The organism is Deltaproteobacteria bacterium, from assembly GCA_040223695.1.
Lineage (GTDB): Bacteria > Desulfobacterota_D > UBA1144 > Nemesobacterales > UBA2774 > JAVKFU01.
In genome coordinates this window covers 1-18,977 of record JAVKFU010000020.1, presented here as the reverse complement: position 1 = coordinate 18,977, position 18,977 = coordinate 1, and the positions used below count along the sequence as shown (strand labels likewise).

General features: G+C 47.4%; 19 protein-coding genes and 4 tRNA genes. 21 read left to right on the top strand and 2 right to left on the bottom strand.

Going from position 1 to position 18,977, the window contains the following annotated elements:
• Positions 1–2 precede the first annotated feature (2 nt).
• Positions 3–716 carry a restriction endonuclease gene (locus RIG61_13130; GenBank protein ID MEQ9620098.1) on the bottom strand — a complete coding sequence of 238 codons (714 nt, stop codon included), beginning with the start codon at positions 714–716 and terminating at the stop codon, positions 3–5.
• 115 nt (positions 717–831) lie between these two features.
• Between RIG61_13130 and RIG61_13125 the strand changes: the two genes are divergently transcribed.
• From RIG61_13125 to RIG61_13090, 8 genes are all read left to right on the top strand, one after another.
• Complete coding sequence (locus RIG61_13125) at positions 832–1,935, top strand: mannose-1-phosphate guanylyltransferase (protein MEQ9620097.1); 1,104 nt, start codon at positions 832–834, stop codon at positions 1,933–1,935.
• 78 nt (positions 1,936–2,013) lie between these two features.
• Entirely contained in the window at positions 2,014–2,619 is a 606-nt protein-coding gene (gene gmk / locus RIG61_13120; GenBank protein MEQ9620096.1) for a guanylate kinase, read from the top strand.
• A 6-nt stretch (positions 2,620–2,625) separates the two neighbouring features.
• Positions 2,626–4,788: a bifunctional (p)ppGpp synthetase/guanosine-3',5'-bis(diphosphate) 3'-pyrophosphohydrolase gene (locus tag RIG61_13115; GenBank protein ID MEQ9620095.1), complete on the top strand. Its 2,163-nt coding sequence runs from the start codon at positions 2,626–2,628 to the stop codon at positions 4,786–4,788.
• A gap of 100 nt (positions 4,789–4,888) precedes the next feature.
• Positions 4,889–5,824, top strand: coding sequence for a signal peptidase I (gene lepB, locus RIG61_13110; GenBank protein ID MEQ9620094.1), 936 nt, complete (start codon positions 4,889–4,891; stop codon positions 5,822–5,824).
• A gap of 47 nt (positions 5,825–5,871) precedes the next feature.
• A complete protein-coding gene (locus tag RIG61_13105; GenBank protein ID MEQ9620093.1) occupies positions 5,872–6,225 on the top strand; it encodes a hypothetical protein in 354 nt (117 codons plus the stop codon).
• A 9-nt stretch (positions 6,226–6,234) separates the two neighbouring features.
• Positions 6,235–6,768, top strand: coding sequence for a bifunctional pyr operon transcriptional regulator/uracil phosphoribosyltransferase PyrR (gene pyrR / locus RIG61_13100; protein ID MEQ9620092.1), 534 nt, complete (start codon positions 6,235–6,237; stop codon positions 6,766–6,768).
• Between the two features lie 2 nt (positions 6,769–6,770).
• A complete protein-coding gene (locus RIG61_13095) occupies positions 6,771–7,700 on the top strand; it encodes an aspartate carbamoyltransferase catalytic subunit (GenBank protein MEQ9620091.1) in 930 nt (309 codons plus the stop codon).
• Complete coding sequence (locus RIG61_13090; protein ID MEQ9620090.1) at positions 7,697–8,980, top strand: dihydroorotase; 1,284 nt, start codon at positions 7,697–7,699, stop codon at positions 8,978–8,980. Before RIG61_13095 ends, RIG61_13090 begins: the two co-directional genes overlap by 4 nt.
• 18 nt (positions 8,981–8,998) lie before the next feature.
• Here the strand turns inward: RIG61_13090 and RIG61_13085 are convergent, their stop codons facing one another.
• Positions 8,999–9,496 (bottom strand): hypothetical protein, encoded by a 498-nt coding sequence (locus RIG61_13085; GenBank protein ID MEQ9620089.1) that lies wholly within the window; start codon positions 9,494–9,496, stop codon positions 8,999–9,001.
• A gap of 124 nt (positions 9,497–9,620) precedes the next feature.
• Between RIG61_13085 and RIG61_13080 the strand changes: the two genes are divergently transcribed.
• The 13 genes from RIG61_13080 to RIG61_13020 all read left to right on the top strand — a co-directional run.
• Positions 9,621–10,832 carry an MFS transporter gene (locus RIG61_13080; protein MEQ9620088.1) on the top strand — a complete coding sequence of 404 codons (1,212 nt, stop codon included), beginning with the start codon at positions 9,621–9,623 and terminating at the stop codon, positions 10,830–10,832.
• A 74-nt stretch (positions 10,833–10,906) separates the two neighbouring features.
• Positions 10,907–11,299 carry a PaaI family thioesterase gene (locus RIG61_13075; protein ID MEQ9620087.1) on the top strand — a complete coding sequence of 131 codons (393 nt, stop codon included), beginning with the start codon at positions 10,907–10,909 and terminating at the stop codon, positions 11,297–11,299.
• Between the two features lie 91 nt (positions 11,300–11,390).
• Positions 11,391–12,854: a lysine--tRNA ligase gene (gene lysS / locus RIG61_13070; GenBank protein MEQ9620086.1), complete on the top strand. Its 1,464-nt coding sequence runs from the start codon at positions 11,391–11,393 to the stop codon at positions 12,852–12,854.
• The gene (locus RIG61_13065) at positions 12,851–14,158 is read left to right on the top strand and encodes an ABC transporter permease (GenBank protein ID MEQ9620085.1); all 1,308 of its coding nucleotides are present in this window, start codon (positions 12,851–12,853) and stop codon (positions 14,156–14,158) included. Before lysS ends, RIG61_13065 begins: the two co-directional genes overlap by 4 nt.
• 3 nt (positions 14,159–14,161) lie before the next feature.
• The gene (locus RIG61_13060; GenBank protein MEQ9620084.1) at positions 14,162–14,836 is read left to right on the top strand and encodes an ABC transporter ATP-binding protein; all 675 of its coding nucleotides are present in this window, start codon (positions 14,162–14,164) and stop codon (positions 14,834–14,836) included.
• Positions 14,826–17,222: an outer membrane protein assembly factor BamA gene (gene bamA, locus RIG61_13055; GenBank protein MEQ9620083.1), complete on the top strand. Its 2,397-nt coding sequence runs from the start codon at positions 14,826–14,828 to the stop codon at positions 17,220–17,222. Before RIG61_13060 ends, bamA begins: the two co-directional genes overlap by 11 nt.
• Before the next feature lie 16 nt (positions 17,223–17,238).
• Complete coding sequence (locus RIG61_13050) at positions 17,239–17,745, top strand: OmpH family outer membrane protein (protein MEQ9620082.1); 507 nt, start codon at positions 17,239–17,241, stop codon at positions 17,743–17,745.
• 41 nt (positions 17,746–17,786) lie between these two features.
• The gene (fabZ, locus tag RIG61_13045) at positions 17,787–18,224 is read left to right on the top strand and encodes a 3-hydroxyacyl-ACP dehydratase FabZ (protein ID MEQ9620081.1); all 438 of its coding nucleotides are present in this window, start codon (positions 17,787–17,789) and stop codon (positions 18,222–18,224) included.
• A gap of 133 nt (positions 18,225–18,357) precedes the next feature.
• Positions 18,358–18,432, top strand: a tRNA-Thr gene (locus RIG61_13040).
• Between the two features lie 47 nt (positions 18,433–18,479).
• Positions 18,480–18,562 (top strand) — tRNA-Tyr (locus RIG61_13035).
• Between the two features lie 79 nt (positions 18,563–18,641).
• Positions 18,642–18,715 (top strand) — tRNA-Gly (locus RIG61_13030).
• Between the two features lie 13 nt (positions 18,716–18,728).
• Positions 18,729–18,804 (top strand) — tRNA-Thr (locus RIG61_13025).
• A gap of 52 nt (positions 18,805–18,856) precedes the next feature.
• Positions 18,857–18,977 (top strand): GTP-binding protein (locus tag RIG61_13020; protein MEQ9620080.1); only part of this gene is annotated, 121 nt, incomplete at its 3' end.

Sequence of the window (18,977 nt, the reverse complement as noted above, 5' to 3'; positions counted from 1 at the left end):
TTTCAGGATTTATGCCGTAAATCATATATCCAGCGTGCGAGTGTATCCCTGTCAACCAGAGTGCATCCGACAGCCCGGCCGAGTTTCCGGGCCTGATCCTCGCAAAATTGTCTTGTGATTACGATTGACCGGTCACAGTCAAAACGTGCTTTCTCCCTGTCAATCTCATTTACTATCATTCTTGATACGTTGTTTGCATTTGTGTTGATGTGAACGGCGTATTTTAAGTCACCCTTTTTCGCTATGAAGTCGGTGACAGGATTAACGCAGTCGGGGAGATTGTCAATCTCGTACCCCCTATGCTTGAGGAGCTCGGCTGCAAAGCTTTTAAAGTCCGCAGTATCCATCCTCTCAACACCCGAATGCTCGTAGAATTCGAAAATTTTGTCCCATTTCCGCTTTTTTCTCCTCCCCTTGAAGTGGCTTGTAGATTTAATAAGAATTAGGAGGAGAATAACTATTGTAAGGAGCGTCAAGACGGTAAGACTGTTCCTTGTAATTACAATCAGGAGTTTTTTCGCCTGAGCCGTCAAATCTCCGTCTTCGGTGTCGATTGTTTTTGCCGATTCCCTGTATTCGGGCGGGACCTTGCCGGGGTCATCTACCAGATGGATTACGCCTTCTTCATCTGTCCAGCGGTAGATCTCTCCGCCGAGTGCGGGGCTGGTGCTTGCGTATACGAAAATCAATACGATTAAAATGAGCTTATATCCCATTTCATCGATAATTATAGGACCCGATGAAGATGTGTCATAATTGAAATTCCGGTCAGCTCGGCTTAATTCTCGCCTCAGGATTGAGAAATCCCCCAACTCCCATTAGTATTAAGGCATGAAAATGTACGCGTTAATAATGGCGGGCGGTGAAGGTAAAAGATTCTGGCCTCTCAGCAGCAGGGAAAGGCCCAAGCAGTTCCTTTCCCTTATCGGGGGAGAATCGCTGATAAGGCAGACGGTGGACAGACTCCTTCCTCTGATTCCGATTGGAGACATCTTTATTGTCACCGTTGACCGTTACGCGGAAGAAACTCTGAAACATATACCCGAGCTTCCATTGGCGAATTTGATATTGGAGCCCGAGGGGAAGAATACGGCTCCCTGTATTGCGTACGGTACCCTCAGGATTTGTGCACAAGCTGAGGAGCCTCTAATCGCGGTAATTCCGGCCGACCATGCGATAGGGGACGACGAGGCGTTCAGGGATACGCTCCGGTTTGCAGCCGATGCAGCAGACGTGAAGACTGATAACGGACAATTTCCGCTGATTACGCTTGGCGTGAGGCCCTCATCACCCGAGACGGGATACGGGTACATTAAGCAGACAGATAATGTGGTACTCTCCTCGGATGATTACCGTGCTCTTGAGGTTAAAAGATTTACAGAGAAGCCGGATTTGGAAACAGCCCTCCGTTTTCTCGATGAGGGAGGATATTACTGGAACAGCGGTGTATTTATCTGGAAGGGCTCTTCAGTTATATCCGAGTTTTCACGCATTCTTCCGGACTGGCACAGTCAGTTCGATCGAATTTTAGAAACGATGGACAAAACATCGGGCCCCGAGGTAATTCAGTCTTTCTATAAAAATATAGAACCGGGATCAATTGATAAGTTAATACTTGAAAAGTCCCCGAATACGGTTGTAATTCCGGTAAATTTCCCCTGGAGCGATGTTGGAAGCTGGAAGGCCCTCGATGAATTCCTCAGAACTGACGGGGAGGACAACATAATTTTCGGCAGGGGTGTATCAGTCGATTCGTCCGGATGTCTGATATACGGCGACCGCAAGGCTGTAGCCCTTGTCGGCGTCAAGGATTTGGTGGTGGTTGATTCCGACAACGGGGTGCTGGTATTGAATAAAGAAAATTCCCAAGATGTAAAAAAGGTGATAGAAGAGCTTAATAAAAAGGGTAAGCTTAAGACAGACAACCCGCTGTAATTAATTGATATTTGTTGTTAATTGTCCTACAATACTAAATAATCATAACCCGAGAGAGTAAAGTTACGGAATAGATCAATGCGAGAAGGTATCATATTCATAATTTCAGGGCCTTCCGGAGGCGGGAAGACCACGCTTGTAAAAAAAGTACTCGAATCATCGGAAAATTTGATGTTTTCAGTTTCCTATACGACACGGAAGCCCAGAGGAGGAGAAGTCGATGGAAAAGATTACAAATTCGTTTCCGAGAAAGAATTCCGAAAAATGATCGGCGAAGGCAAGTTTGTCGAATATGCGGAGGTGCACGATCAACTGTACGGTACCCCGGTCGATTTACTGGAAGAGGCGACGTCGAAAGGGATTGACCTGATACTCGACATAGACGTTCAGGGGGCGAGTCAGATAAGGAATAAATATGATTCGGGCGTGTACTGTTTTGTCTTGCCTTCCTCTTTCAGGATTTTAAAGGAGAGACTGTCAAAAAGGGCTAGCGAAAACGTTTCTGAAGCGGAAAGACGTCTTTCCGAAGCAAGGAAGGAGATGGAAGACATCGATTACTATGATTATATTATAATTAATGATTCTCTTGACGAGGCTGTCAATTGTCTGGCCTCTGTTATAACCGCCGCCAGGTGCGAGAACGAGAAGGTTTTGGTGAGAATTGATAAGGATTATTTTTCTTAAACTAAGATGATAAGGCTGAACGACATAATAGAGAGGGTTAATTCCTACCTCTACCTTAGCGACTCCGATGTTGAGCTTATAAAGAAGGCCTACGTCTATTCCGCGAAGGTCCATGCGGGGCAGATCCGCAGTTCCGGTGAGCCTTATCTCAGCCATCCCCTCGAAGTAAGCGGCATACTTGTGGAAATGAAGCTGGATGTGCCTTCAATTATCACCGGACTCCTCCATGACACGGTTGAGGATACTCTGGCGACTCCGGAGGAGATTGAAACGCTGTTCGGGAGTGAAACGGCATTTCTCGTGGACGGCGTTACAAAGATCAGCCGCCTGCCTTATACCACGAACATTGAACGCCAGGCGGAGGGTTTCAGGAAACTTATACTGGCGACGGCCAAAGACATCAGGGTGGTTTTGGTAAAGCTTGCCGACAGGCTCCACAATATGCGGACGCTCGAGCACCTCGAGCCTGACCGCCGGAAGAGAATAGCCAAGGAAACATTCGATATTTATGCTCCGCTGGCCCACAGGCTCGGAATGAACTGGGTCACGAACGAGCTAGAGGATCTTTCCTTTAAATTTCTGAATCCGGATGAATACCAGAGCCTGTCGAAACGGATTTCGGACAAGAGGAAAGAATGGGAGGTTCATGTCGATGAAATTAAAAATATTATCGGGAAGAAGCTGCTCGAATTCGATATAAACGCGGAGGTCACCGGCAGATTCAAGCACGTCTACGGAATTTACAGAAAAATGCTGTCTCAGAATATAGAGTTCGAAAGCGTTTACGACGTTATAGCCTTTAGAATTATTACCAACTCTCTGAGAGAGTGTTACGAGTCGCTGGGGGCGGTGCACTCGTCGTGGAAGCCTGTCCCCGGTCGTTTTAAGGATTACATCGCGCTTCCGAAAGGTAACGGTTATCAGTCCCTTCATACAACCGTTATCGGGCCTTTCGGGGAGCGTATGGAAATACAAATCAGGACACGGGCTATGCATGAGGTTGCCGAGTACGGGGTTGCGTCACACTGGCAATATAAAGAAGGCGGGATGGACGGAAGCGGAAAGTACGAGATTTATTCGACCCTGAGACAGCTCCTTGAGTGGAAGGATATAAAAGACCCGACGGAGTATATGGAGGCTATCAAAGGCGAGCTTATATCGAATGTTGTTTATGTGTTCACGCCCCAGGGTGATCTTATGGAGCTGCCGAGCGGCGCTACTCCTGTGGATTTTGCCTACGCCGTCCATACGGAGGTGGGAAACAGCTGTACGAGGGCTATGGTAAACGGAAAGCTTGTTCCATTGAGCCACCAGTTAAAAACCGGGGATACGGTTGAAATAGTGACTTCACACGACAAACACCCTAACAGGGACTGGCTCAAATTCGTAGTAACCTCACGCGCAAAGACAAAAATCCGCTCATGGCTCAGAAATGAGGAAAGGTCTCAGTCGGAGATAGTCGGGAAATCGATATGCGAGAGGAAGTTTAAACAACACGGACTCGACTTCCAGTCCATTCTTAAAAAAGGCGAGCTTGAGGAAGCGCTTTCCGAGCTTAACTTCAAAGATGAGAAAGAGCTGTATTTAGCGGTGGGTTTCGGGAAGATATCCGCCACGGACGTACTTAAGAAAGTGCTTCCTACGGATAAAATTCATGCAGCCCCTGAAAAAGAGTCGAGAATCGAGAAGATCATACGCACCATTACCCGCTCAAGAGAGGGCGGGGTGCTCATCAGCGGATACAACGATGTTATGATCAGGTTCGCAAATTGCTGTTCCCCTCTGCCCGGCGAGCAAATTACCGGGTACATAACGAGGGGGAAGGGTATAACGATACACAAAAATGACTGTCCCCGTTTGCTCGATGTCGATCACGCAAGGAGAATCGAAGTGGAGTGGGACAGAAACTTCAAAGGACAGAGACCCGCAAGAATCGAGGTCATGTGCATAGACCGTCCCGGAATTTTATCGAATATAACGAGCTCGTTCTCAAGCTCCGATGTAAATATCTCAAAAGCCGAGATTCACTCGACCGATGTGGATACCGCCGTGGGAACTTTTGATGTGGTGGTCAATGATCTTGAGCAGCTGGAAAATGTCATGAAAGCCATCCAGAGGGTTGAGGGAGTAAAGTCGGTCCAGAGAATGCTCGAATGGGAAGGGCCGTAATTGATTGAGGTGTAAGCAAACGGTTGTCCTCTAATTTGTATTCCGGCTTACGGCCAATATTGAAACAACCTGATTCCCCATATATAATCAAACCTCAATTATGGTCGGTTTATGGTCAAGGGACAAGAAAGTAAAGAACAGAGCCAAGAAGATTCTTTCCGAGACAAAATCCCTTTTAAATAACAACAGCTCAAAATTAAAGCCCAAAGCTCGGGAGATAATAAACAAAAGAATAAGCGCGCTTGAGGGCGCTATCTCCGGTGGAAACACCGAGGAGATTAAAATTAAAACTGATGAGCTCGAAGTAGCTTCGAGGGATTATCTCTCCGGTTTTACGAAGTCCAAGCTGAGACAGAATGTTGAAGCCCTCATATTCGCAATTGCGCTTGCGCTTATCATAAGAACCTTTATTTTCCAGCCCTTTAAAATTCCCTCGGGGTCTATGATTCCCACCCTTCTTGTGGGAGACCACCTGCTGGTGAATAAATTCATTTACGGAACGAAAATCCCTCTTACCGACAAGATTATATTTCCGTTAGAGGAGATAGAGAGGGGCGACGTTATAGTCTTTACCTATCCCAACTCGGAACACGATCCATCAAAAAAAGGCGTTTATTATATAAAACGAGTGGTGGGTCTTCCCGGAGACAGTATTGATATAGACGGCAGGGAACTATATATTAACGGAGAGAAGGTACCGCTTGAATTTCTGGGGTCATACGTTGACGAGAGAAACGGTGAGCAGTTCGATGAGTACGATGAGGATCTGTTCGGCGACGAACACCCTGTTATTTTCCGAAAAGGCAGCCAGCAGACAAACAGGGGCAACTATATTCCCGTTACAAAAGTCCCCGAGGGTGAGGTATTCGTAATGGGGGATAACAGAGACAACAGTCAGGACAGCAGATTCTGGGGTTTTGTCCCGATAGAAAACATAGCGGGTAAAGCGTTCCTGATTCACTGGTCGTGGGATTTTGATAACCCGGATATCCAGAACAAGGTGAGGTGGGGAAGAATTTTATCGGGAATTAATTAAATAAGCTGCGGAATATCTAAAAAGGGCGGTAATGGAGAGGTGATAAAATGAAAAGCTTATCCTCTATTTTCTGGTTCATTGTCCTCGCCCTCATTTTCTATGTAGGATTCAAAGTCGTTCCCATTTATTATAAGGGGATTTTAGGGATCAGAGGGGTATGTAAGCAAAATGCCGACGTGTATCATAAATACGGAGGCGACTACATACGGACCGGCATGTCAGAGCAGCTCGACAGCATGGGGATACCACCGAACAAGAGAGAAGTAAAAATTTCCCGGTCATCCGATTCTATAGTGATCCGGGTTTATTACCACGACAGCGCGACTTTCTTCGAGAGGTATACGAGGGAATTCGAGTTTGAATACGAATGCGAGGGAGTCCTCAGAAGCGTACATCAATAGGATTCTGAAATGACGGATAAAACAGCAATGAACTCTGCCTCTGTGAAACGCACTATCCTGCGTATCGTGAATGAGATTCTGGAGAGAAATAACGGTGCAAGCGATATTGTTATTATAGGGGTCAGGACCAGGGGCGTTCATATTGCCGAGAGAATCGCAAGCGCGATAGAGAAGCTCGAGGGTATAAGGCCCCCTTTGGGCACTCTCGATATAACGCTCTACAGAGACGATCTCAGACAAAAGACCGAGTGGCCCAAAGTAAAGAGAACCGAGATACCGTTCTCGGTCGAAGACAAGAAAGTGATCCTTGTGGATGACGTGCTGTACACGGGGCGCACGACGAGGGCGGCCATCGAGGCTATTATGGACTTCGGAAGGCCCTCTGCGATACAGCTCGCCGCCCTTATAGACAGGGGGCACAGAGAACTACCCATACAGCCGGATTACATCGGTCATAAAATAGAAACTGCGAGGACCCAGGAGGTGAGGGTGCTTTTAAAGGAGACAGACGGGAAAGACGAGGTCCTATTGGTGCAAGATTAGAAATGGAATTTGAGCGCAAACACATCCTGGGGCTTGAAGAGTTAAACGCGGAAGAGATAACCCTTGTTCTCGATACGGCGGAGTCGATGAAAGAGGTTTCGGAGCGTGATGTTAAAAAGGTTCCGGCGCTCAGGGGGATGACTGTCTGCAATCTGTTTTTCGAGCCGAGCACCAGAACCCGGTCATCGTTCGAAATCGCCGAAAAAAGACTTAGCGCCGATGTTTTAAATTTCACCACTTCCCAGAGCAGCGTAGTCAAGGGCGAAAGCCTTCTGGATACCGCGAGAAATCTCGAGGCGATGGGAGCCAGCATGATTGTAATCAGGCATCCGATGTCGGGCGCGCCATGGCTCCTGGCGAAGGAGCTCAATTCCTCAATTATAAATGCCGGTGACGGCTCCCATGAACATCCCAGTCAGGCGCTTCTCGATCTGTTTACAATAAGACGTATGAAGGGGGGGATAGAGGGGCTCAAAATCGTTATCGTAGGCGACATACTTCACAGCCGTGTGGCAAGATCGAACATTTGGGGGTTCCTGAAGCTCGGAGCCGAAGTCCGGGTTGTCGGTCCCCCGACCCTGATACCGAAGTACATCGAAAAAATCGATGTCAGGACGTTCTATAATCTGAGTGAGGCGGTAGTGGATGCGGACGTAATAATTATGCTGAGGATTCAAAAAGAGAGACAGGATTTCGAGTTCTTTCCTTCACTCAGGGAGTATTCGAGATTTTACGGGCTTACGCGCGAAAAAATAAAAAGGGCGCACGAGAATGTTACCGTTATGCACCCCGGTCCGATTAACAGGGGTGTCGAGCTGTCCTCCGATATGGCAGACGGGCCGGGATCGGTAATACTAGAGCAGGTATCAAACGGGATCGCGGTAAGGATGGCGATGTTTTATCTCGTGGCCTCTGCGAGGAGAAACGGGTGAGCATACTCATAAAGGGGGGCAGAATCATCGATCCCTCCCGAAATTTCGACAAAATCGGGAATATACTCATAGAGAAGGGCAAAATAAAATCATTCCCTAAAGATGCGAAAGAGTTCGAAAACAACTCGAAGTATAAAGTAATCGATGCCGGGAGGAAGATAGTCTCGCCCGGATTCGTTGACATCCACGTTCACTTGAGGGAGCCCGGCTATGAGTACAAAGAGACTATCCGAAGCGGGTGCGAGTCAGCCGCGGCCGGCGGGTTTACGTCGATCGTGTGCATGCCGAACACGAACCCGATAAACGACAACGCTTCTGTTACCGAATACATAATGCTTAAAGCACGAACAGAGGGGATAGTAAACGTTTTCCCTATCGGCGCGATCACCAAAGGGGAAAAGGGAGAAACCCTCGCCCAGATAGGCGAGATGTATGAGGCGGGATGCGTAGGGGTATCGGACGACGGTATGCCTGTCATGAACTCAAAGGTAATGCGTCATGCTATGGAGTACGTTAAGGCGTTCGGGATTCCTGTGATATCGCATGCGGAAGACAGGAATCTATCCGCAAGCGGGGTGATGAATGAGGGAGATATGTCCACTCTTTTAGGTCTCAAAGGAATTCCGGCGGCTTCTGAAGACGTCATGGTTTCCCGTGACATTACGCTCGCCGAGCTCACCGGCACGCACCTTCATATATGTCATGTCTCGACAGCGGGCTCCGTAAGGCTGATAAGGGATGCCAAGGCAAGAGGCGTAAACGTAACCGCCGAAGCCGCTCCTCACCACTTTACGCTCACGGATAAAGCGGTCGGGGAGTACGACACTAACTCCAAAATGAATCCACCCCTGAGAGGCGAATCCGACATGGAGGCTGTAAGGGAAGGCCTCCGGGACGGGACTATAGACGTCATAGCAACCGACCATGCCCCTCACAGCGAGGACGAAAAGAAAGTCGAGTTCGATCTCGCGCCTTTCGGAATCGTCGGGCTTGAAACAGCGCTTCCGCTTTCACTCAGGCTCGTGGAGCAGGGTGTGATAAGTCTTCACGATATGATCGCTAAAATGACTTATATTCCGTCAAAAATCGTGAATATCGAAAGGGGCACTTTAAATCCGGGAGCCCCCGCCGATGTCGTAATTTTTGACGCCGAAAGAAGGTACACGGTTGACAGGGACAAATTCCATTCCAAGAGCAAAAATACGCCCTTTCACGGCTGGGAATTATCGGGAGCGGTTATTTGCACGATTGTAAACGGCAGAGTAGTTTACTCTTGCTGACTTTAAGCAACGTTTCGTTTATTCCGTAAAACAGACTTCGGGATATTTTTTCCCTATCGATTTCCAGAACTGTGTCGAAGCCTCATTAAGATCGTAGTCAGGATTTATCTTCACATCCCCCGTATCCAGATTGATCTCTACCATAGTAACATCGTTATCGGTCAGAAGCGCGAATTTTCTGGGGCCGATAATTTTATAGCTCGAGACGATTTGCTGCTCCGGGCTGATCGTCATTCCCAGAGTGGGATCGAGGTGGATTTCGGGTTCAAATTCCGAATCCACGATTTCAACCTGTTCTCCGCCGCCTTCCACCGAAAGCTCCTTTTCCCGGACCGTCCCCTCTAATTCCGCTTCGAATAAATCCGCTGGTTCTGCTTCACCGGTCTCAACCCTGACACCCGTCTTTTTATACGCGCTCTGTCCCAGTTCTATGGTAATATTCTTGTTGTAATAGAGCAGGTAGGAGGAAACTGCCAAAAGGATCGCAAGCACGATTATTGCAAGATTTTTTATCATTATCCCCTCTTTTCAATATTATCGAGGCTCTAAATCGTGGTTCCTGTTATAAGTATAACCTGAGGAACGTAGATTTTTCTTCTCTATTTTGTGATGTAAGTTAACACTTCCGGTTGATGTTGCTATGGCTCAGCATTTAAATACCACTGCGGAAAAAGACGTCCAGTTCGGAAGACCGCTTTTCAACAGGGATTTTATTCTGATCACGGTCTCCTCGTTCATTTTCTTCTTCAACTATCATTCGTTTATTCTGTTGCCCCTCCGGATCGAGGAGCTCGGCGGCGGCGAGTCCGCGATAGGGTTTATTATGGGAGCGGCCTCGATGGCAACGATTCTTACTACCCCGTCTGTGGGAATATTAATAGACCGGTGGGGGAAAAAGTGGTTTCTGGTCTCAGGCGGGCTACTGATGTCGTTTACTACGCTCCCTTTTGCGTATCTGGATACGTTAAATTTCCTGTTTCCGCTTTTGAGATTGCTCCACGGAGCGGCTCTTTCCCTCTGTTTTGTATCGGCGGGCACCCTGGTGGCGGATGTTTCCTCCCCCTCCAGGAGAAGCCAGGCAATCGGAGTATTCGGTATGTTCAGCGTCATGAATTTTGCGCTTGCGCCTTTTATAGGAAAGACAATAATTGAGGCCTACGGTTTTGGTGACTTCTTCATAATCAATTTCATCTTCGGTTTTTTCTCATTTATAGCGGCGCTCTTTATAAAAGAACCCGAGAGAAGCGCGAGCGGAGGATCGAAAGGAAACAGTTTCATGAAAGCCCTTTTCAGGAGAGGCGTTTTTGTTGCTGCCTTTGCGTTAATGATAGCCGGGACGGGTTTTGTTTCCGTAATCACTTTTATTCCTGTATTCGCGAGACGCATCGGCGTTGAGTCATTTGAACTCTTTTTTATCACGTACACCGTCTCAATACTGACTGTCAGGGTTTTTGGTGGCTGGATTCCGGATAAATTCGGGAAAAAGAGGTCTTCAATCCCGGCATTTTTGATTTTTTCGCTCGGTATTATGGGTCTGGGTTTTGCGTCCGACTCTTGGGAACTCATTGTGGCGGGGATATTTTTCGGTCTGGGACACGGGCTATTCTATCCGGCTATCTATGCCCTGGTTATCGATCTGTCGTCTGAGGCCGATAGAGGGAAGGCGGTATCCATTTGCAGCGTGGGTTTTACCTTCGGCGGCATGCTCGGGGTCTTTATTTACGGTGTGCTGGCGGAACTGCGGGGTTTTCAGTTAATGTTTGAGGTTGCGGGAATTGTGTGTTTAACAGGTTTTCTCATATTTGCCCTGGCGGGTAAAGAAACACGGAACGAGAGCGGCGGAAGCCCGTAAAAGGCTTAAAGCCTTTCTCTAATCCAGTTTAAATTCAGACTCATAAGGAGGAATCAAATTTGGCGGATAGTGACATGAAAAAGAAGTTTCCCGTAGTTCCATTCTGGGATTTTCTCGGAATTGAAATCGCCGAAATGCGGCCCGGCTACGGCAAACTGACCATGCGTACGGAAGAGAGGCTGACTAATCCCTACGGATATACACACGGCGGCGTGTTATCGACACTGGCTGATTCCGCGGCGGCTGTCGCGATTGCCGGTATTACGGATGCCGATGGTAAACGATTCGTAACTATCGAGATGAAGATCAACTATCTGGCCCCCGTAGCCGACGGAATTATAGAAGCTGAAGCCAGAGTTCTCCGTGAGGGAAGGGTGGTCCCCGCCGAGGTGGATATCTACAATGAAAATAAACTTGTTGCCAAGGCAATCGCAACGTATATTATTCTGGACGAAAAGAAGGAATAATTATAACTTTTGCCAAAATCTCCACTTAAATACGATAAGGATATTTGCTTGACGTTGCCATCCTTTTGGGGTAGAACCTTTAGCTTTAACCATGGAAAACGAACAGTTTGAACAGCGAAAAGAAAAGCTTAATGAATTAAGAAGGTTAGGTGTAAATCCGTTTGCCAACGGATACAAGCCTGATCATGTTACTTCCGGGCTCTTGTCTTTGTACGGAGATAAGACAGGAGATGAGCTTGAAAGGCTGACGGATGAATTTTCCCTTGCCGGCAGGGTCGTTGCCCTGAGGGATTTCGGGAAAAGCCTCTTTTTTCATATCGCAGACAGGGCGGGAAGAATCCAGGGCTATATGAAAAAGGATGTTATAGGCGAGGAAGACCTCAAGTTCTTTAAAAAGTTTGTCGATCTGGGGGATTTCATAGGGATTCGGGGAAATTTGTTTAAGACCAGAACGGGTGAACTCACGGTCAACGTGAAAGAGTTCAAACTGCTGACCAAGACGCTTCATCCCCTGCCCGAGAAATGGCACGGTCTCAAGGATGTTGAAGCCAGATACAGACAGCGTTATCTGGACCTGATTTCGAATCCTGACATAAAGGAAATATTCCTTACCAGAAGCAGAATAATAAAATTAATGAGAAAGTTCCTGGATGAGAGGGATTTTACCGAGGTTGAAACACCGATACTTCATCCTATACCGGGGGGAGCCGCTGCCAGGCCCTTTGAAACTCACCACAATGCCCTGGACATGGAATTATATCTCAGAATTGCCCCCGAGCTCTACCTTAAAAGGCTCGTTATAGGCGGGATTGAAAGGGTTTACGAAATAGGGAGGACCTTCAGGAATGAAGGAGTATCCACACAGCACAATCCTGAGTTTACAATGATAGAGCTCTATCAGGCCTATGCGACATACGAGGATCTTATGGATTTGATAGAAGAGCTTGTTTGCATGTTATCTCAGGAAATTAAGGGATCGCTGAAGTTTGAATACGGGGACGCCGAGATAGATATGAGCCGGCCCTGGAAGAGGATTAATATAATCGAGTCCCTTGAGCGGTCTCTGGGAAAGGAGACTCTGTCCAGTGAATCGAAGCTTTTTGAAAAGGCCGACTCCCTGGGAGTAGATCACAGGGGAATAAAGGGTAAGGCCATAGTCGAAATATTTGAAACCCTTACGGGGGACGAGCTCGTAGACCCTACCTTTGTTTACGGTTTTCCTCTCGAAGTCTCCCCGCTGGCAAGAAAAAACGAAGCCAATCCGGACATTACGGACCGCTTCGAGCTATACATTTTCGGCCGCGAGATTGCAAACGCTTTTTCCGAGCTCAACGATCCTATAGACCAGAAGGAAAGATTCACAAAGCAGCTTGATTTAAAAACAAGGGGCGAGGAAGAGGCGCATGAAATGGATCTTGATTTCGTTACCGCTCTTGAACACGGTATGCCCCCCACCGCCGGAGCCGGTATCGGTATTGACCGTCTCGTTATGCTTTTTACAAATTCTCCCTCAATCAGGGAGGTAATTTTCTTTCCACATCTAAGGCCCGAATGAAATACGAATTTTTTATAGGACTCAGATACCTCAGTTCGAGGCGGAAGCAGAAGTTTACTTCCATTATCGGAATTATTTCTATTCTTGGAGTAATTATAGGGGTCATGGCTCTGAACGTAGTGCTTGGCGTCATGGGCGGCTTTGAGGAGGAGCTCAGAGAGAGAATACTGGGGGTTAGCTCTCACCTCGTGGTCCTGAGCTACGACGGCCCTATGAAGGATTACACCGAAATTAAGGATGAAGCACTCGATTTCACAAGTGTTGTAGGCGCTAGTCCGTTTATTTACGGGCAGGGAATGATAGCAAGTGAAAGAAACGTTTCGGGCTCGGTAGTGAGGGGGATAGATCCTGAAACCGCCGGGACCGTTACGAATATCGAGCAGGCGATAGGGCGGGGGATGCTGGGGAAGAATGACGGAAAGGACAAAATAGCTGATGAGCAGGCCAGGGAAATAGGGAAAGAAGTTCTTGGAAAGCTTGATACTGTGACGGAATCGGGAAGACCGCCGATTCTGATAGGTAAGGAGCTTGCTAATACGCTGGGCGTCATCGAAGGCGACCTTGTAAGTCTGGTCTCTCCTTTCGGCAAGATGGGTCCGTTCGGGGCAACCGCAAAGGTCAAGAAATTTGAAATAATAGGCATATTTGATTACGGCATGATTGAATACGATTCCTCTATTTCCTATGTGGATCTCAAGGACGCGATGGACTTTTTCGATATGGAAGGGGAAGTCTCGGGCGTAGAGATAAAGGTAAAAGATATCTACGCAGCAAAAAAAATAGGTAAGGAAATCACCGCAACCCTGGGGTTTCCTTATTACACCCGGAATTGGGAAGAGGTGAACAAGAGTCTCTTTAAGGCTCTTCGTCTGGAAAGAATTGCGATCGCAATATTCCTCGGTTTTATAGTGCTTGTGGCGGCGCTCGACATAGTGAGCACCCTTACGATGGTAGTGATGGAAAAGGGGAGGGACATAGCCATACTCCGGGCTATGGGCGCTACTAAGAGCGGTATTTTAAAGATATTTATAACCGACGGAATGATTATCGGCGTTGTGGGTACTCTGCTCGGAAGTTTGGCGGGTTTCGGTATCTGTTACTTGCTAAAAACCAGTGAAATAATAAGGAAACTTATTCCATTTGATAATAATGTCTATCCTATTTCCGAGTTTCCAGTTAAAATTGAACCGATTTATTTTATAACGGTTGCTTTTTTCAGCATATTAATCTGTTTTGTGGCAACTTTGTATCCATCATTTCAGGCGTCTCGAAAAGATCCGATTGAGGCACTAAGGTATGAGTAAGAAATGGAGATTCGCGTACGAGATTTATGGAAGGTGTTTGAGACCAGGGGAGGCAAAGTAGAGGCTCTACGGGGAATTGATCTTGACATATTAAGCGGGGAAACGGTTGCTGTTGTCGGTGTTTCGGGATCGGGGAAAAGCACCCTGCTGCATATTATAGGCACACTGGAACGTCCGACCGAAGGAAATGTCTACTACGGGGACACTAACGTTTTTGAGCAAAACGACGGAGGGCTTGACTCTTTCAGAAATCGCGAAATAGGATTTGTGTTCCAGTTTCATTACCTGCTTCCGGAATTCAGCGCGCTTGAGAATGTCATGATGCCGTGTTTGATTAACGGAATGGATTGGGAGAAGGCTAAGGAAATGGCTGCCGATGTTCTGACAAAGGTCGGCCTCGAGCAAAGGCTTGAACACCGCCCGGGCGAGCTTTCGGGGGGTGAGCAGCAAAGGGTTGCAATAGCCCGCGCCGTAGTTTTGAAGCCCAAGGTTATTTTAGCGGATGAACCGACCGGGAATCTGGATCTGGACACAGGGGTGTCAATACTGGATTTGTTTTTAAAACTGAACGGGGAGTATGGAATTACTTCAGTATTAGTAACGCACAATCAGGAAATCGCAAGGCGGATGAACAGGAGAATAAGACTCTCTGATGGGAAAATTGTGGATGCAAATTAAACGTGGACTCGATACAGTGCTGTGCGCGGCAATCCTGTTGATGCTTGTTTCGGCTCTTCCAATTGTCCCGGCTGCTACCGCGCAGACGACTGAAAATGATACTGCGGTCGAGAAACCTGCTGAAGGGGTCGATACGGAAAGCGGGGAGTCGGTGGAGGAGGGTCGGGAGGCAGAGGATCAACAGCCCCGAAGGATAGTTGAGATAAAGGTAGAGGGCAATAAGAGGGTTGAAAAGGAGCTTATAGGTCTCAATGTTTCCTCAAAGGTCGGTGAACCCGTTTCCTCAAAGACCGTCAGAGAGGATATAAAAAAGATTTATCAATTGGGCTCATTCGAGGATGTCCGGGCAGAAACGGAGAAGACGCCTACGGGAGTCGTATTGATTTTCAAGGTAAAGGAAAAACCCGTCGTTGCCGATCTCAGGATAAGGGGAAATAAAGACATTAAAAGCGATAAGATTCTTGAGGTAATCGACGTAAAGGAAGGCCGTATTATTGACCTGAATAAAGTCAAGAAGAGCCAGGAGGCTATCAAAGAGTTATACGCACAAAACGGCCTGGTAGGCACGGTGGTTGATTACAACATTGAGCCCGAGGGGGAAGGCACGGTAAGCGTAACCTACGATATTAAAGAGGGTAAAAAGGCATATATAAAAAAGGTTGTTTTTATAGGGAACGAAAAATTAAAGACAAAGGTGATTAAAAAGGGACTCTACTCAAAACCCAAGGGGATGTTCTCTTTTATTTCAAAGAAAGGGTTGTATAATCCGCAGGAAATTGACAACGATTCCGAGAGACTGAGGTCAACCTATATTGACAACGGTTTCCTGGACGTAAAGGTGAGTAAGCCCGAGGTACAGTACAGCGAAGACGAGAAAGGTTATATCGTAACTTTTAAAGTCGATGAGGGTAATCAGTACAAAGTCGATGAGCTGACGTTTGCCGGGGATTTGATAACTACCGAAGAAGAGCTCGGTAGTTTGTTAAAGCTTAAATCCGGCGAGATATTCAGGGGGAGTTTGCTTGCCGAAGACATTGCCGGACTCACGACTTTCTACGGAGACAAGGGCTACGCGTTTGCCAACGTCGAGCCCGGGTTCAAACTCGACCGGCAGAATTTAACTGTGGATGTTCAGTTCAAGATAGAAAAAGGACCCGAAGTATATGTAAGGTATATTGACATAGTCGGCAACACACGAACCAGAGACAAGGTGATCAGAAGGGAGATACCCATTGAGGAGGATCAGCTCTTTAACGCAAGCGAGGTTCAGGCTATAAAGTCCAGAGTTACGAGACTCGGGTTCTTTGAAGAGAATGTAGAGGTTGCCTCCGAGCGTGTGCCGGGTACCGAGGACCAGCTTGACCTGAAGGTAAAGGTGGAGGAAAAACCTACCGGATTCTTCAGCGTGGCCGGTGGGTTCAGCTCAATCGAAACGTTTATTTTTGCCGGCCAGATTCAGGAAGCCAATCTTTTCGGTTACGGCAAGAGGATTTCACTCAATGCGCAGATAGGCGGCGTGACACAGCTGTTTTTCGTGAACTATCAGGATCCCCATTTCCTGGACTCCGACTGGACGCTGGATGCGCTTGTCTTCAGAACGGACAGGCAATTCAGAGACTTCGATAGAAAATCATGGGGGGGCAGCCTGACAGTGGGAAGACGTATATGGAGATATTTAAGCGGGAACGTCACCTACAGGCTCGAAAATCTCAAAATAGGCGATATCGACAACGATGCCAGACTAATTCTAACTAACTCTAACAGGACCATTAGCAGTTTGGGTCTTGGATTTATTTGGGACTCGAGAAACAATCTCCTCGATCCGAGCGCGGGAAATTTGAGCAGCACCAACGTTGAGTTTGCGGGCATAGGTGGAGATACGGATTTTATCAAATATACTATATCCACCAGGCAGTGGTTTCCTCTCTGGTTCGGAACGGTTTTTACGGTGAGAGGACGCTACGGCATCATAAATCTTATGAATAATGGCAACGATCTGGTAGTTGGCGAGAGGTTCTTTTTGGGCGGGCCGAACTCGTTGAGGGGTTTCGGATTCAGAAGAGTGGGGCCCAGGGTTCCGACTGCTGATGGTGATTTCGTAATAATAGGCGGTGTTCAGGAGCTTTTATTTTCGGCTGATTTTGTGTTTCCGGTTATCCCTCAGGTTGGGCTCAGAGGAGTTTTATTCTTCGATATGGGCAACGCCTTCAATGACGGTGAGGACCTGACGATAAATCCGAACGATTTGAGGAAAGACGTGGGATTCGGGATTAGGTGGGTGTCCCCGCTGGGGCCTCTGAGGTTGGAAGTGGGATTCCCGATAGGGGACAGATTGCCGGATGAGGACAGTTTTGAAATACAGTTTACCGTAGGTACATTATTCTAGAATGAGGAGGTATTAGATGAGATTACTTATTATTGCTTTAGGTTTATTGCTGTTGATGCCTGTTTTTTCTTACTCCCAGGAAAACAAGATAGGGGTAATAGATTTACAGCAGGTCATAGCCACTTCGAGGGCGGGTAAAGCCGCTAAAACTCAGTTCGAGAGCGAGTTCAAGCAGAAACAACAGATTATAGAAAGTAAAAGGGCTCAGCTCGAAAGGATGAAAAATGAGTTCATTCAGAACGGTCCCGTTATGAACGAGACAACGCGTAAACAGAAAGCGGATCAAATCGAGCAGCTCGATAAGGAGCTACAGAGGTCCAGAGCCGATTTCAGGGACGAATTACAGAAAAAGGACTTTGAACTTTTGGAAAAAATATTAAAGGATTTAGATGGCATACTTCAGTCTATCGGCAAATCGGAGGGTTATACTCTCATAATAGAAAAGACCGAGGGCGGTGTGATTTTCGCGAATCCTACCATCGATATAACCCAGAAAGTTATAAAGGCTTATGATGCAAGATAGTAAAGGTCGGATTGCAAACAAACGGGAGCCCGATACAAAAATTGATTGATACCGAAACCATCAAGGGGTATATACCGCACCGGGACCCTTTTTTGTTTGTCGACCGGGTGCTCGAGGTTGAGACCGGATCAAGGATATTGGCGGAGAAGAGATTCGGCCCGGAAGAGGACTTTTTTAGAGGGCATTTCCCCGGAAACCCAATTGTCCCGGGCGTTATAATCGTGGAAGCGCTCGCTCAGACCGGGGGGGTTTTAATATACGCCTCGTTCACTGATGAGCTCAGTGAGAAGGGGCATACGGGAGCTTACCTCGCGGGGCTGGAGCGTGTAAGGTTCAGAAAAGCGGTTCTTCCCGATGACATTGTGAGAATGGAAGTAAGGATGAAGAAAAAGCGGTCCAGGGTTTTCATATTTGAGGGTGAGGCCAGTGTCGGTGAGTCAAAAGTCGCCGAAGCGGAGATAATGGTGTCTCTTTATTGATCGGTCAAATCTATTCCGAATCTTGACAATATCGCCTTAATCATGTTAATATACATGATTTTATATACACGGGCGAGTTCTATCTAATTTCATTTTAATGGAGAATCCGTAGAAAACTAAGAAATATTAAGCGGCTGGCGTAGCTCAGTGGTAGAGCAGCTGATTTGTAATCAGCAGGCCGGGGGTTCAAATCCCTTCGCCAGCTCCATCGGAAAAATGTCGCAATTACAAAGACTTACGGAGAATTGTTTTCGGGGGGAGGTGGCTGAGTGGTCAAAAGCAGCAGACTGTAAATCTGCCGGTGCAAGCCTACGTAGGTTCGAATCCTGCCCTCCCCAGAGCATTACGAAAGGAAATATTATGACTTTGCTTTATTACTTCAGAATAAGAGTTTTATGCAGCTTATATGCTGTGAAGGCGGGAGTAGCTCAGTTGGCTAGAGCATCAGCCTTCCAAGCTGAGGGTCGCGGGTTCGAATCCCGTCTCCCGCTCATTAATAGCTTTGCCCACGTAGCTCAGTCGGCAGAGCACATCCTTGGTAAGGATGAGGTCAGCGGTTCAAGTCCGCTCGTGGGCTCCACAGGCAGTCTGTTTGCCTGGTCTTTAATCATCTAAGGAGGTAGAGAGATAAGATGTCTAAGGAGAGATTTGCGCGGGGGAAGCCGCACTTAAACATAGGGACTATAGGTCACGTAGACCATGGTAAGACGACGCTCACGGCGGCGATAACGAAGGTATTGGACAAGGCCGGAG

Bases quoted from the DNA above. Each gene is read 5' to 3' on its own strand.
- RIG61_13060 (MEQ9620084.1), top strand. From the start codon at position 14,162: ATGGAGATTCGCGTACGAGATTTATGGAAGGTGTTTGAGACCAGGGGA.
- RIG61_13075 (MEQ9620087.1), top strand. From the start codon at position 10,907: ATGAAAAAGAAGTTTCCCGTAGTTCCATTCTGGGATTTTCTCGGAATT.
- RIG61_13085 (MEQ9620089.1), bottom strand. From the start codon at position 9,496: ATGATAAAAAATCTTGCAATAATCGTGCTTGCGATCCTTTTGGCAGTT.
- RIG61_13050 (MEQ9620082.1), top strand. From the start codon at position 17,239: ATGAGATTACTTATTATTGCTTTAGGTTTATTGCTGTTGATGCCTGTT.
- lepB (MEQ9620094.1), top strand. From the start codon at position 4,889: ATGGTCGGTTTATGGTCAAGGGACAAGAAAGTAAAGAACAGAGCCAAG.
- pyrR (MEQ9620092.1), top strand. From the start codon at position 6,235: ATGACGGATAAAACAGCAATGAACTCTGCCTCTGTGAAACGCACTATC.
- RIG61_13125 (MEQ9620097.1), top strand. From the start codon at position 832: ATGAAAATGTACGCGTTAATAATGGCGGGCGGTGAAGGTAAAAGATTC.
- bamA (MEQ9620083.1), top strand. From the start codon at position 14,826: ATGCAAATTAAACGTGGACTCGATACAGTGCTGTGCGCGGCAATCCTG.
- RIG61_13095 (MEQ9620091.1), top strand. From the start codon at position 6,771: ATGGAATTTGAGCGCAAACACATCCTGGGGCTTGAAGAGTTAAACGCG.
- gmk (MEQ9620096.1), top strand. From the start codon at position 2,014: ATGCGAGAAGGTATCATATTCATAATTTCAGGGCCTTCCGGAGGCGGG.
- RIG61_13130 (MEQ9620098.1), bottom strand. From the start codon at position 716: ATGGGATATAAGCTCATTTTAATCGTATTGATTTTCGTATACGCAAGC.
- RIG61_13115 (MEQ9620095.1), top strand. From the start codon at position 2,626: ATGATAAGGCTGAACGACATAATAGAGAGGGTTAATTCCTACCTCTAC.
- RIG61_13105 (MEQ9620093.1), top strand. From the start codon at position 5,872: ATGAAAAGCTTATCCTCTATTTTCTGGTTCATTGTCCTCGCCCTCATT.
- RIG61_13080 (MEQ9620088.1), top strand. From the start codon at position 9,621: ATGGCTCAGCATTTAAATACCACTGCGGAAAAAGACGTCCAGTTCGGA.
- RIG61_13065 (MEQ9620085.1), top strand. From the start codon at position 12,851: ATGAAATACGAATTTTTTATAGGACTCAGATACCTCAGTTCGAGGCGG.
- lysS (MEQ9620086.1), top strand. From the start codon at position 11,391: ATGGAAAACGAACAGTTTGAACAGCGAAAAGAAAAGCTTAATGAATTA.